The organism is Streptacidiphilus melanogenes, assembly GCF_000787835.1.
Taxonomy (GTDB): Bacteria; Actinomycetota; Actinomycetes; order Streptomycetales; family Streptomycetaceae; genus Streptacidiphilus; species Streptacidiphilus melanogenes.
The window spans coordinates 224745-238037 of sequence record NZ_BBPP01000005.1 but is presented as its reverse complement, the minus strand read 5'-3'; the positions used below and the strand labels follow the sequence as shown (position 1 = coordinate 238037).

Sequence of the window (13293 nt, the reverse complement as noted above, 5' to 3'; positions counted from 1 at the left end):
TCGGTCTGTGCTCCGTGGCTTCCGTGCGCTTTCGTTCATGTACGGGCGTGATGTGCCGTGTCCACGCCGAACGCAGCCTATCTGTGCGAATGCTGGGTGTTTCCTGCACGACCGGAAACTCTTGCCGACTTCTTCACCCACCCGGGTCCGGACCCGGGCGACTCATACCCGGCAGCCGTGGGCCCGCAGATACGGCAGCGGGTCGATGACCGCGCCGTAGTGGTTCTCGGTGCGGATCTCGAAGTGCAGATGCGGCCCGCGCGCGTTCCCCGACTCCCCGGAGAGCCCGAGCCGGCTGCCGGCCGCCACGCGGTCGCCCGCGTGCACGTCGAGGTGGGACATGTGCGCGTACAGGGCGAAGTGACCGTCCGGCAGCCGCAGCACGATCCAGTGGCCGTACGCGCCGCCCCAGCCGGCGACCTCGACGACCGCGTCGGCGATCGCGAGCAGCGGCGTGCCGCTGAAGACGGCGAAATCGACACCGGTGTGATAGCCGGCGGCGTACTCGGGGTCGGGGTTGCCGAAGATCTGACTGATCACCGCTCCGGGCGCCGGGCTGAACCACCCTGCCACTCCGCAGGAACCCGGGGCGAGCGACGGGGCCGACGCGGCCGGGACCGTGCTCGGCGCGGGCCGTGGCGCGTCCGCGTACGCGAGCAGCCGCGCCGGAGTGAGCCGCAGCCGTCCGCGCCCGAAGGCGAGCCACTCCGGGCCCACCTGCCGCACCACGGCATCCTGCGCGAGCCTCGGCACCCACTGGGCTCGCCCACCCGCGTGCAGCGCGCTGCCGGGCGCGAGCGCGACCGGCAGCAGCGCACCGAGGCAGAGGCCGAGGAGCGCACCCCACCCGGTCCGCGAGGAGGTCCCCAGGGGACCCACGAGTCGTGCCACGGCACACGTGTACCCGCCGCACACCTGCGGCACCAACGCCCCGCCACCCGTTCGGCGCAGCCCCCACCAGCGCGGATCGTCTCCGCGACGACAACTCCCCCTCCCGCCAACGCCCGAGGCTCCGCTCCCGGAGGCGGGCCCTTCCGCGGGGGGCTCCCCCGGACGGCGGGCTCCCGCCGCCACCTCGCGCGCCGGGCCAGGCGCCGGGTGACACCGCCTCAGGCGCCCCGGCCGCCCGGCCGACGCAGCAGCGCAGCAGCACAGCTGCGAAGTGGCCCACGCAGGGACCGCCTTCCGCCGCGTGACCGCGGTCGAGGCGGAGGACGTGGGGTCTCCCCCGCGCGTCGTGGGTGCAACAACCGGGCGGGTGGCAAAGACTGCGGACGTGAGCAGCGACGAGGACCGGTCCTCCGCGGGGGATCGTGGGCATGAGGGGGAGCCGCATCGGCAGGGGGAGTTGGGGTCGCGGCTGAACTGGCTGCGGGCCGGGGTGCTCGGGGCGAACGACGGGGTGGTGTCGACGGCGGGTCTGGTCGTGGGCGTCGCCGGAGCCGCAGCGACCTCCGCCGAGCTGCTGACGGCCGGCCTCGCCGGCCTCCTCGCGGGGTCGATGTCGATGGCGACGGGCGAGTACGTGTCCGTCAGCACCCAGCGGGACTCCGAGCTCGCCGCCCTGGACCAGGAGCGCCGCGAGCTGGCCCACACGCCCGAGGCGGAGCTGGAGGAGCTGACGGGCCTCTACATGGCGAAGGGGCTCCCCCGAGAACTGGCGCACGACGTCGCGGTGCAGCTGACCGAGCACGACGCGCTCGCGGCGCACGCGGAGACGGAGCTGGGCATCGATCCCGAGGAGCTGACCAACCCCTGGCACGCCGCCGGGGCCTCCTTCGTGGCCTTCACCGTGGGGGCGTTGCTGCCACTGCTGGCGATCGTGCTGCCCCCGTCCTCGATCCGGGTGCCGGTGACCGTCGGCTCGGTGATCGCCGCGCTCGTGCTGACGGGGTGGCTGAGCGCCAGGCTCGGCGCGGCCAAGGTCGCCCCTGCGGTGGCCCGGAACGTCCTCGGGGGTGCGATCGCGATGGCGATCACCTACACGGCGGGGGTGCTGCTCCACGCGGCCTGAGGACGACCCCGCTCACCTGCGGCGCACCGCCGGAACAGCGCTCGAAGGGCGATTCGACCGGGGCGGTCGGCATGCAGTAGAGTCTCACTCGCACAAGGCCCCGTGGAGCAGTTGGTTAGCTCGCCACCCTGTCAAGGTGGAGGTCGCGGGTTCAAGTCCCGTCGGGGTCGCTTGCACGATCAGCCCGGATCCAATCGGATCCGGGCTGATCTGTTTCTCCGCACGATGTGTGGGTCCCACGTGGGTCCCACGTGCGTTCGGCGTGGGGGATGTGGCGCATGTGACGCGAGTCACGTCCTTTTTCTTGACGACTGCTCACGTTCGGCACGCCGGGACACCTGCTCATTTTATATGTAAAATTGCACATCCCGAAAAAGGAACCCGAAAACAAAAAAGAACTGCACCGGACCCGGCGGAGTCCGGTGCAGTTCAAAGCTGTTACTCGAAGCCCTCTCAGGCCTCCGTGCGCTGCTGCGGAATGCCCGCAAGCAGGGCGCGCACCTCCGCCTCGCGGTAGCGGCGGTGACCCCCCAGCGTCCGGATCGAGGTGAGCTTGCCAGCCTTGGCCCAGCGAGTGACCGTCTTCGGGTCAACGCGGAACATGGTGGCGACCTCGGCCGGCGTCAGCAGGGGTTCGGCATCAGGGGTACGAGCGGTCATGAGCGGCCTCCTCGGGAGAACCGAACCAACACGGTTCTTTCCTAGAAATTCTGCACCTTGGTGTGCGATGTCCGAAATGGCCACCGCCTACCAAGTCGGTAATAGGACGAACGGCTTGTCCTTGGCACTACAACTACACCATCCGTCCAGTCCAATCAGCCAAACCGGCGGAATTGACCCCTGGGGGGCCAAGGTCGACGGATGACAATGGACCATGTCATAACGGACAGTCACCGCAAAGCGACCCCCCGTCACGGCATCAAGAACCCCCGCTTCCCCCGCGAAGGCCCCCGATGTCCGCAGAACCACCCTTACGTGGGCAGAGCAGTCCTGAGTGAGGCTGGTTGTCCTATTTTGACACCCAGTGCGACCTTCGCGTCAACGGTGAGTCACATCACGTTGATGGGGGATTGACCCGATCTGGGACCTAGGTCCCATGTGGAGACGGGATAAGCACCCCTGTGACGTCTGAGGAGATGGTGCCACGCATGTCCGACTGGTCCGGGGGCCGTCCATGGCGTGATCCGTCGTGGCGGAACTCCGCCAGGACTGGACGCGCGTAGACCCGTCGGCCGTGGCCGACCCGCCTCTGAGCTGTGCTGTTGCTGTGACCATTGGGAGTGGTGACAGCTCCTCAGGAGTACTTCCGGAGAGGGCTCTCGCAGCTCAGCGGGATCAGTTCGCGTACTGCAGCTCCTGGACCCGACGCCACCGATCGGTCAGCGCGCGGTAGCAGCGTCCGGCCCGGACCGGGTCGCCGGCGCGCAGCGCGGCGACGCCCTCCGCCACCTCCTCCGCAGAGCGGTCCCCCGCCAGCCCCTGCTCCGGGATCGCGTGGACCAGGCCGCCGTAGTCCAGCTCGACCAGCGAGCGCGGGTGGAACTCCTCCAACCAGCGCCCGACCTCCTCGACACCGTCGACCAGCGGGCCGGCGTCGAGCGTCTCGCGCAGGACCCGGAAGCCCCGGGCCACGCGGCGACGGGCCTGGGCCATGGGCGTGCGGTAGCGCAGCACCGGCGCGGGTCGCCGCTTCGCGCTCGCGCTCTCCTGCCGCGCGTCCGCCGCCGCGCCCTCGGCCGGGTCGTCCGGGCCCTCCGGGCCTGTGTCGCCGAAGCCCGTGTCCAAGCCTCCGTCGTAACCGCCACCGCTGTGACCGTCCGGCAGGCCGTCGGGATAGCCGTCCGTGCCCTCGACCGCCAGCTCGGAGCCGGAGGGGATGTACTCGCGCTCCTCGTCACCGAAGAGCAGGAACCAGCGCACCGGGATGCTCCAGGTGCTCGTCAGGATCCACGGGCGGCCGTCGGGATGCCGGGCCCGCCAGCTGTCCCAGTCCGCCTCGGCCTGGGCCCGCACCACCGGCGGCACCGCCGCGTCCAGCAACGGCGCGGGCAGCTCCTCGCGCAGCTCCGCCAGCGCGAGCCAGCTGCGCAGCCGGGTGCGCCAGGGGCAGAGGTAGAGGACGCCGTCGGCCTCGTGCACGAACGCGTCGCGGCTCTCCTGCTCCGGGACGGCCAGCGGCGGCACGGCGGTCAGGTCGGCCAGCCGGGCCCGGTGCTCGTCCACCGCGGTGAGTCTCGGGCCCTCGGCGGCGTAGCTCTGCCAGTACGAGCGCTCCGGCTCCGCGAAGGCGGCCAGCGGCTCGTAGACGCGCAAGTAGGCGGCGTAAGGAGGATGCACCGAGGTCCGCAAGGTAGGCACCTTGGCATCGTCGCACGCCCCACCCCTCCGGCGCCCCGGAAGCACGAGGTCCGTTCCCGCCGCCCGGCCCGGCGGCGTCCGGCCTGCTCCCCCGGCCTCCGCCCGAGCCTGTGCCCCACCGCCGGCCGGGCACAGGCCGCCCACGAGCGGGCCCCGCGCGACCGCCTCGTCGAGCCCGCACCGACCGGCCGCCGACCGCCCGGAACGCCGCGCGAGCAGCGCAGCGACCGGCTCGCGACCGCGGCACGACTGTCCGCCAGCCGGACCCCGTACCGCGCGGCCGGGCGGCCGTCCTACGCTTCAGACAGAACGTCCGCACCACAGCAAGCGGACGCCAGTCGACAATGGAGTCACCACCGTGACTGATGTCAGTGAGCGTTCCGGCGTACTCAGCCGGATCTTCGCGAGCGACCCCGATGCGGCGCCCGGCGACAGCCATGAGCAGGTCGTCCTGTGCCACGATCGCGACACCGGCCTCAAGGCCGTGATCGCGATCCACTCGACCGCTCTGGGCCCCGCCCTCGGCGGCACCCGGTTCCACCCCTACGCGACCGAGGAAGAGGCCGTCCAGGACGCCCTGAACCTCTCCCGCGGCATGTCCTACAAGAACGCCATGGCCGGGCTCGACCTCGGCGGCGGCAAGGCCGTCATCATCGGCGACCCGAACAAGATCAAGACCGAGGCCCTGCTGCGCGCCTACGGCCGCTTCGTGCAGTCCCTCGGCGGCCGCTACGTCACCGCCTGCGACGTCGGCACCTACGTCGCCGACATGGACGTGATCGCCCGCGAGTGCGACTTCGTCACCGGCCGCTCCCCCGAGTACGGCGGCGCCGGCGACTCCTCCGTCCTCACCTCCTTCGGCGTCTTCCAGGGCATGCGCGCCGCCGCGCAGCACAAGTGGGGCTCCCCCTCGCTCCAGGGCCGCCGCGTCGGCGTGGCCGGCATCGGCAAGGTCGGCCACTACCTGGTCGAGCACCTGATCGAGGACGGCGCGCAGGTCGTCGTCACCGACGTGCGCGAGGACGCGGTCAACCGCGTGCGCGCCGCGCACCCGGGCGTCGAGGTCGCCGCCGACACCGACGCGCTGATCCGCGCGAACCTGGACGTCTACGCCCCCTGCGCGCTCGGTGGCGCGCTCGACGACGTGACCGTCCCGGCCCTGACCGCGAAGATCGTCGCCGGCGCCGCGAACAACCAGCTGGCGCACCCGGGCGTCGAGAAGGACCTCGCGGACCGCGGCATCCTCTACGCCCCGGACTACGTGATCAACGCTGGTGGCGTGATCCAGGTCGCGGACGAGATCGAGGGCTTCAACTTCGACCGGGCCAAGGCCAAGGCGTCGAAGATCTTCGACACCACCCTGGAGATCTTCGCCCTTGCCGACTCGGACGGCGTCCCGCCGGCCGTCGCCGCGGACCGCCTCGCCGAGCGCCGGATGGCCGAGGTCGGCCGCCTCCGGACGATCCTGCTGCCGCGTTCGCGCTGACTTCGGCGTCACGAATCCCCTTGAAGGGATACCCCCGGACGGGAACGGCGTTCTCACCTGAAGCCCCCGTCCGGGGGATACCCCTTGCCCGTACGGGGGATAATCGTGTCGGAACGGTCACTTGGGGCACGCGGTCCACACCGCCGCTCATCGCCCATTTTGCGGCCCTGACCTGCATCAATATGGTCACAACCAAGGGTGGCGTGCGCCACGTCGCACAGGCGGCGTACCGTACGGCGCTGGAAGCAGGTACCGTTGTTGCTCTAAGGACCGGCTCTCTCATCTTCGGCGAGGAGCCGTTCCGAATCATGAACGCGTGACAAGACTCGGAGCCAGAGGCTCCGTCGTTGAGGGGGTCGAGCCATGGGGCGCGGCCGGGCCAAGGCCAAGCAGACAAAGGTCGCCCGCCAGCTGAAGTACAACAGCGGCGGCTTCGACGCGTCACGCCTGGCTAATGAGCTGGGCGTGTCGGATACGAACGACACGGTCAATCCGGAGCCGTTCGACGACGAGGACGAGGACGACGATCCGTACGCCTCGTACGCACAGCTATACAACGACGTGGACGACGACGAGGACGTGGACGAGAGTCCCTCGCGCAAACGGGCCTGACGTCACCACACCCTGAAAACGACGAAGCCGATCCGGTCTGACCGGGTCGGCCTTTCGTCGTCACCACGATCGGCGTCGTCACCAGGTTCGGCGTCGTCACCAGGTTCGGTTCTGCCGCCCGTTCCGGGGCACGGGAGTGGTCCGCGCCCCGGAGGGGGTCGGTGCTAGGCGTACGCGCCGTACAGGGCCGCGCCGTCGGCCTTCGCGTAGTCGCCGGCGCGCTCGACGATGTCGCCGAGGATCCAGGCCTCCACGTCGCGGTCCTCCAGGATGGCGAGGACGGCGTCGACGGACTCCTGCGGCACCACGGCGACCATGCCGATGCCCATGTTGAGCGTCTTCTCGATCTCCAGCGTCTCCATCCGGCCGACCCCGGCCACCGTCTGGAAGACCGGCATCGGGGTCCACGTGCCGCGGTCCAGGCGGGCGTGGAGGGTGTCGGGGATGACCCGGGCCAGGTTGGCCGCCAGGCCGCCGCCGGTGACGTGGGAGAAGGCGTGGATCTCGGTGGCCCGCGCCAGCGCCAGGCAGTCGAGCGAGTAGATGCGGGTGGGCTCCAGCAGCTCCTCGCCCAGCGTGCGGCCGAACTCCGGGACCTCCCGGTCCAGCTGCCAGCCGGCCTGGTTCAGCAGGACGTGGCGGACCAGCGAGTAGCCGTTGGAGTGCAGCCCGGAGGCCGCCATGGCGATGACCACGTCGCCCGCGCGGACCCGGTCCGGGCCGAGCAGCCGGTCGGCCTCGACCACGCCCGTGCCGGCGCCCGCCACGTCGTACTCGTCCGGTCCGAGCAGGCCGGGGTGCTCCGCGGTCTCGCCGCCGACCAGCGCGCAGCCGGCGAGCACGCAGCCCTCGGCGATGCCCTTGACGATCTGCGCGACCCGCTCCGGGTGGACCTTGCCGACGCAGATGTAGTCGGTCATGAACAGCGGCTCGGCACCGCAGACCACGAGGTCGTCGACGACCATGCCGACCAGGTCGTGGCCGATGGTGTCGTGCTTGTCCATGGCCGCGGCCAGCGCGACCTTGGTGCCGACGCCGTCGGTGGCCGTCGCGAGGAGCGGGCGCTCGTAGCGCTTGAACGCGCTGGCGTCGAAGAGGCCGGCGAAGCCGCCGAGGCCGCCGACGACCTCGGGACGCTTGGTCTTGCCGACCCACTTCTTCATCAGCTCGACGGCCAGGTCCCCGGCCTCGATGGAGACGCCGGCGGCGGCGTAGGTGGCACCGGTGGACTGGTCAGACACGGGACGGCCCTTTCGGGTCAGAGCTTGTTACGGGAAAACTCGCAGGGCTCACGGACGCCGCAGGGCGTCCGCCGCGCCGGGGCCGCCGAGCAGCGTCTGCACGCCGTCGACGTCCGAGCGGTTGCCGCCACGGGTGGCCGGGGGCTGCTTCGCGGCGGAGATCTCCGCCTCCAGCAGGTGCTTGCCCAGCAGCTCGGGGTCGGGCAGCTCGACGGGGTACTCCCCGTCGAAGCAGGCCCGGCAGAGCCGGTCCTTGGGCTGGTCGGTGGCGGCGATCATGCCGTCGATGGAGATGTAGGCCAGCGAGTCCGCGCCCAGCGAGGCGGCGATCTCGTCGACGGACAGGCCGTTGGCGATCAGCTCCGCGCGGGTGGCGAAGTCGATGCCGTAGAAGCAGGGCCACTTGACCGGCGGCGAGGAGATCCGGATGTGGACCTCGGCCGCGCCCGCCTCGCGCAGCATGCGGACCAGGGCGCGCTGGGTGTTGCCGCGCACGATCGAGTCGTCCACGACGACGAGGCGCTTGCCCCGGATGACGTCCTTCAGCGGGTTCAGCTTGAGCCGGATGCCGAGCTGGCGGATGGTCTGGTTGGGCTGGATGAAGGTCCGGCCCACGTAGGCGTTCTTGACCAGGCCGGAGCCGAACGGGATGCCGCTGGCCTCGGCGTAGCCGATCGCGGCCGGGGTGCCGGACTCCGGCGTCGCTATCACCAGGTCGGCCTCGACCGGGGACTCCTTGGCGAGCGTGCGGCCCATCTCCACACGGGAGAGGTGCACGTTGCGGCCGGCGATGGTGGTGTCCGGCCGGGCCAGGTAGACGTACTCGAAGACGCAGCCCTTGGGCGCGGCCTCGGCGAAGCGGGAGGTGCGCAGGCCGTTCTCGTCGACGGCGATGAGCTCGCCCGGCTCGACCTCGCGGATGAAGGAGGCGCCGACGATGTCGAGGGCGGCGGTCTCCGACGCCACGACCCAGCCGCGCTCCAGGCGGCCGAGGACCAGCGGACGGATGCCCTGCGGGTCGCGGGCTGCGTAGAGGGTCTGCTCGTCCATGAAGACCAGCGAGAAGGCGCCCTTGACCTTCGGCAGGACCGCGCGCGCGGTCTCCTCGACGGAGAGGTCCGGCTGGCCCGCGATCAGGGCGGTCAGCAGGTCGGTGTCGTTGGTGACGACCGGGCGGCCGGAGCGGGAGACGTGCTCCTCGCCGGGCAGCTCGGAGACCAGCTTGGCCAGCTCGGCGGTGTTGACCAGGTTGCCGTTGTGGCCGAGCGCGAGACTGCCGTGGGCGGTCGCGCGGAAGGTCGGCTGGGCGTTCTCCCACACCGAGGAGCCGGTCGTGGAGTAGCGGCAGTGGCCGACCGCGATGTGGCCCTGGAGGGAGTTCAGCGAGGTCTCGTCGAACACCTGGGAGACCAGGCCCATGTCCTTGTAGACCAGGATCTGGGAGCCGTTGCTCACCGCGATGCCCGCGGACTCCTGTCCGCGGTGCTGCAGAGCGTAAAGGGCGAAATAAGAGAGCTTGGCTACCTCTTCACCGGGGGCCCAGACTCCGAAGACTCCGCAGGCGTCCTGCGGGCCCTTCTCGCCGGGGAGGAGGTCATGGCTGAGTCGTCCGTCACCGCGTGGCACGACATCGAGTCTAGGGCAGGTCGACACGCCGGGCCGACGAGCGATGGTCGCCGTGGACCCGGAGCCGCCCCGGACGCGCGTAGACCGACCTCAGGTCATCACGGGCAGTAGCGATGACAGATCACTGCGCTCACCACTGGCCGTGAGTTCCGCCACGTCCAGCGCGTCCGCCCAGGTCAGACGCCCGGTCGCGAGCCGGATCCAGGGCAGCGGCATGGTCTCGACGACATTGGGCGGCGTGCCCCGGGTGTGCCGGGGGCCCTCGACGCACTGCACGACCGCGAAGGGCGGGACCCGGAGCTCCACGGCCCCGCCGGGGGCCTTGGTCGCGAGGGCGTCGGCGAGGACCCGGCAGGTGGTCGCGAGGGCGTGCCGGTCGTGCGGGAAGGCGTCCAGCGCGAGCGCGTCGGCGAGGTCGTCGGCGTGGACCACCGTCTCGACCAGGCGGGTGACCAGGTAGTCGTCCAGCAGCATGGCGCCGCGGCGGTGGACGATCCGCCGTTCCGGCGCATGGTCGGCGTCCACGACGGCCAGCGCGGCGTCGACGGCCCCTGCGAACACCTCCCGTGGGTCGCCCGCGGCGGCGGCCCGCTCGAAGGCGTCCTCCTCGATCGCCGCGGCCCCCGCACGGGTGCCGGCGGCCCAGTCCCCGATCGTGGACGTGGGCCCCCCGTCGTCGGGCGCGGCCAGGAACCGCGGCAGCGCGTCCAGCGCGCCGGCCAGGTGCACGACCAGCTCCCGCACCCGCCATCCCCCGAGCCGGGTCGGCAGGTCCAGCGAAGCGTCGTCCAGCCCCGCGACGACGGCCCCGATCGCCCCTGCCTCCGCGCGCAGCGCGGCGCGGGACTTGAGCCGGTCGTAGGTGCGGGCACGGGAACGCGAGACTGGCGGCATGCCCGGCACTCTAGTGACCCGCACCGACACGGGGACGGGAACCGCAGGCCCGGACGCGGGTGGGCGCAGGGTGAGGTTGGCGGGATGTCAGTAGTGTCATGGCGGTTTACCGCTTGCCGCACCCCTCCCCTCGCCGGAACCCTTGAGGCGTGACCACCGAAAGCACCGCCGCACCGACCGTCGCCGAATCCGCCGTCGCCTCCCCCGCCTCCCCCAGGTCCGCGCGTCTCGCCGCCGTCGCGGCGGGCGTGACCGTCGTGCTGTGGGCCTCCGCCTTCGTCGGGATCCGGTCGGCGGGTCACGACCTCTCCGCCGGGCCGCTGGCCCTGCTGCGGCTCGCCGTCGGGACGGTGCTGCTCGGCGCGATGGTGCTGGTCCGGCGCGAGGCCTGGCCCGCGCGGCGCGATCTGCCGCGCATCGTGATCGTCGGCGTGCTGTGGTTCGGCGCGTACAACGTGATGCTGAACGCCGCCGAGCAGCGGGTGGACGCGGGGACCGCGTCGATGCTGGTGAACGTGAGCCCGATCCTGATCGCGGTCATCGCCGGGCTGGTGCTCAAGGAGGGCCTGCCCAGGTCGCTGCTGCTCGGCATGCTGGTCTCGTTCAGCGGCGTTCTCGTCATCGGCTTCGGGTCCTCGCACCACGGCGGAGCCGACTTCCTCGGGGCGCTGCTCTGCTTCGCCTCGGCCGTCGCCTACGCCACCGCGACGATCATCCAGAAGCCGGTGCTGAGCCGGGTCTCCGCGCTGCAGATGACGTTCCTCGCCTGCGCCGTCGGCATGATCGCGTGCCTGCCGTTCGCGCCGCAGCTGGCGCACGAGATGCCCAAGGCACCCGCCTCGGCGATCGCCTGGGCGGTCTACCTCGGCGCGGTGCCGACCGCGATCGCGTTCACCACCTGGGCCTACGCGCTCGCCCGCACCAAGGCGGGCAAGCTGGGCGTGACGACCTACCTGGTGCCGCCGATCTCGATCCTCCTCGGCTGGCTGATGCTCGGCGAGACGCCGACCTGGATGGCGGTCGGCGGAGGCGTGCTGTGCCTCGGCGGCGTGGCGGTGGCCCGCTTCACCCGGCGCTGAACCCTCCGACCTGCACGGGGTCTCACGCGGCGCCGGAGTTCACCCTGCGCCGCGTCTCACCCTTCTCGGCCGCCCGGCCGGCCCTCGTCCGGCACGGTGACGTGCCGGAGCTTGTCCGGGTTGCGGACCAGACGCACCTCCGTGATCAGCCCCGCCTCGTCCAGCTCGACGGTGATCACGTCGTCGGGGACTCCCGCCGTGGTGAGCAACAGGCCGAACCTGCCGTTGACGTCCACCGGGTGCGCACCGAGGTCCTGCGGCATGTAGCGCTCGAGAATGCCCAGGATCCAGCGGGAGACCTTGTCCGCGCCGTGCAGGGGGCGCAGCGCGGCGCGGATCTTGCCGCCGCCGTCGGACCAGACCGTGACGTCGGGGGCGAGCAGCTCCATCATCCGGTTCAGGTCGCCGCCGAGGCAGGCGGCGAGGAACTCCTCCGTCGCCTGCCTCCGCGTCTCCGCCGGGGCGTCGTAACGGGGGCGCCGCGCCTGCACGTGGGAACGGGCGCGGCTGCCGACCTGGCGGACCGCCGCCTCGGAGCGGTCCGTCATCTCGCCGATCTCGGCGTAGGAGAACCCGAAGACCTCCTTGAGCAGGAACACGGCCCGCTCCAACGGCGAGAGCGTCTCCAGCACGACGAGCATGGCCAGCGAGACGGTCTCCTCCTGCTCGACGCCGCCGGCGGCATCCGGCGCGGTCACCAGGGGCTCCGGCAGCCACGGGCCGACGTAGGACTCACGCTGCACGGCCGCGGACCGAAGGCGGTTGAGGGAGAGGTTGGTGACGGTCCGCGCCAGGTAGGCGCGCGGCTGGGAGATCTTCCCGACATCGACGGCGCTCCACTTCAGCCACGCGTCCTGCACGATGTCCTCGGCATCGGCCACGCTGCTGAGCATGCGGTAGGCGATGCCGAAGAGCGTGGGACGGTGCTCCTCGAAGGTCGTAAGGACAGCGCTGTCGGTCACGCTTTCGACGGTACCGCGCATCGGTCCTTGAATCCCTGCCCCACGAGCCCGACAGCGGAGTTGACGCGGGATCGGAGGTTCTCCACGGCCACGATCGCGGTCAGCTCGACGAAGGCCTTCTCGCCCAGCAGCTTGATCAGCTTCTGTGCCATCTCATCGGTGACGGTGGGCTCCGTCTCGGTCATCGCCTCGGCATACTCCAGCACGGACAGCTCCAGGGGCGCGAACAGCTCCGGCTGTTCCCGCCACATCGGCACAGCCCGCAGCTTCTCCTGCGGGATGCCCAGCCTGTGCGCCTCCCAGTAACCGAAGTCCATGCACCACGAACACCCGATCCGCGCCGCCGCCGCCATCACGGCCAGCTCCTTGAGTTGCGGGTCGAGCGCCTTCCACCTGGCGACCTTGCGCTCGAACCCTGCGTAGGCGAGCAGCACCTTGGTGTTGTGCCCGTACACCTTCCCGGGGTCGAGCACGTCGCCGTACATGCGCTTGGAGTACCACTCCGCGATCCGGTAGACGATCGTCCGGGGCGGGGTGAGCGAGATGCGGGCCATGGTCGTTTCCGCCTTCCTGCGAGCCGGTATTCGGGCTTCCAGAGAGGAGACAGGCGGGCGGCCGAGAACGTGACATCGCGCTGTGCAGCACCCCGCGAACCATGAGTTGGCGGCAGCCGTCGCTTCGGCACTCGTCACGGGGGCGGGGCAATAGCGACGGGGGCGGGGCAATAGCGCCGCGAAGTGAACCCAGCAGCCATCCGGACGGTCGGCCCGCCGGGTTTCCCACTGTCCAGGGTCAAACCTGGCGAACCTCGACGAGAAGAGCAGGCGGACGAGAAGAGCAGGCGACGGTCCCGATCCTCGGCCACCTCATCCAGTTCGAGCACCATCCGCGTCGCCCCCGCGACCAAAACGACGCTGCCCCGGCAGCAGACGGCGGCTCATCGCCCTGCACGCGGGGATCAACTGTCCGGTCGGCACGTAGGCCGCCGCCACCCCGTAACCCCGGTGCTCGACCTCGTCGA

General features: G+C 71.2%; 12 protein-coding genes and 1 tRNA gene. 5 read left to right on the top strand and 8 right to left on the bottom strand.

Features of this window, described 5'->3' with window-relative positions:
• Window positions 1–162: 162 nt before the first annotated feature.
• Entirely contained in the window at window positions 163–891 is a 729-nt protein-coding gene (locus tag TR49_RS43630; protein WP_084724681.1) for a M23 family metallopeptidase, read from the bottom strand.
• Between the two features lie 385 nt (window positions 892–1276).
• Between TR49_RS43630 and TR49_RS08480 the strand changes: the two genes are divergently transcribed.
• Both TR49_RS08480 and TR49_RS08475 read left to right on the top strand, forming a co-directional pair.
• Window positions 1277–2014, top strand: coding sequence for a VIT1/CCC1 transporter family protein (locus tag TR49_RS08480; RefSeq protein WP_042378939.1), 738 nt, complete (start codon window positions 1277–1279; stop codon window positions 2012–2014).
• Window positions 2015–2110: 96 nt separating this feature from the next.
• A tRNA-Asp gene (locus tag TR49_RS08475) sits at window positions 2111–2184 on the top strand.
• A 283-nt stretch (window positions 2185–2467) separates the two neighbouring features.
• Here TR49_RS08475 and bldC read toward each other — a convergent pair.
• Complete coding sequence (gene bldC, locus TR49_RS08470; protein WP_033321412.1) at window positions 2468–2674, bottom strand: developmental transcriptional regulator BldC; 207 nt, start codon at window positions 2672–2674, stop codon at window positions 2468–2470.
• 675 nt (window positions 2675–3349) lie between these two features.
• On the bottom strand, window positions 3350–4372 hold the full coding sequence (locus TR49_RS08465; protein ID WP_042378937.1) for a DUF8083 family protein: 1023 nt from the start codon (window positions 4370–4372) through the stop codon (window positions 3350–3352).
• 358 nt (window positions 4373–4730) lie between these two features.
• Here TR49_RS08465 and TR49_RS08460 point away from each other — a divergent pair, with 358 nt between their 5' ends.
• On the top strand, window positions 4731–5858 hold the full coding sequence (locus tag TR49_RS08460) for a Glu/Leu/Phe/Val dehydrogenase dimerization domain-containing protein (RefSeq protein WP_042378932.1): 1128 nt from the start codon (window positions 4731–4733) through the stop codon (window positions 5856–5858).
• A 363-nt stretch (window positions 5859–6221) separates the two neighbouring features.
• A complete protein-coding gene (locus tag TR49_RS08455; RefSeq protein WP_042371685.1) occupies window positions 6222–6470 on the top strand; it encodes a DUF3073 domain-containing protein in 249 nt (82 codons plus the stop codon).
• A gap of 164 nt (window positions 6471–6634) precedes the next feature.
• Here TR49_RS08455 and purM read toward each other — a convergent pair whose 3' ends face one another.
• The 3 genes from purM to TR49_RS08440 all read right to left on the bottom strand — a co-directional run bounded on the left by purM (window position 6635) and on the right by TR49_RS08440 (window position 10231).
• A complete protein-coding gene (purM, locus tag TR49_RS08450) occupies window positions 6635–7711 on the bottom strand; it encodes a phosphoribosylformylglycinamidine cyclo-ligase (protein WP_042378931.1) in 1077 nt (358 codons plus the stop codon).
• 48 nt (window positions 7712–7759) lie between these two features.
• Complete coding sequence (gene purF, locus TR49_RS08445; RefSeq protein ID WP_042378929.1) at window positions 7760–9337, bottom strand: amidophosphoribosyltransferase; 1578 nt, start codon at window positions 9335–9337, stop codon at window positions 7760–7762.
• Window positions 9338–9427: 90 nt separating this feature from the next.
• Window positions 9428–10231, bottom strand: coding sequence for a sterol carrier family protein (locus TR49_RS08440; RefSeq protein WP_042378926.1), 804 nt, complete (start codon window positions 10229–10231; stop codon window positions 9428–9430).
• A 149-nt stretch (window positions 10232–10380) separates the two neighbouring features.
• Here TR49_RS08440 and TR49_RS08435 point away from each other — a divergent pair, with 149 nt between their 5' ends.
• Window positions 10381–11310: a DMT family transporter gene (locus TR49_RS08435; protein WP_063770045.1), complete on the top strand. Its 930-nt coding sequence runs from the start codon at window positions 10381–10383 to the stop codon at window positions 11308–11310.
• A 56-nt stretch (window positions 11311–11366) separates the two neighbouring features.
• Here the strand turns inward: TR49_RS08435 and TR49_RS08430 are convergent, their stop codons facing one another.
• Both TR49_RS08430 and TR49_RS08425 read right to left on the bottom strand, forming a co-directional pair.
• Entirely contained in the window at window positions 11367–12293 is a 927-nt protein-coding gene (locus tag TR49_RS08430; protein WP_042378925.1) for an RNA polymerase sigma-70 factor, read from the bottom strand.
• Window positions 12269–12826 carry a carboxymuconolactone decarboxylase family protein gene (locus TR49_RS08425; protein WP_042378921.1) on the bottom strand — a complete coding sequence of 186 codons (558 nt, stop codon included), beginning with the start codon at window positions 12824–12826 and terminating at the stop codon, window positions 12269–12271. The genes TR49_RS08430 and TR49_RS08425 overlap by 25 nt, the downstream gene beginning before the upstream one ends.
• Window positions 12827–13293: the final 467 nt, after the last annotated feature.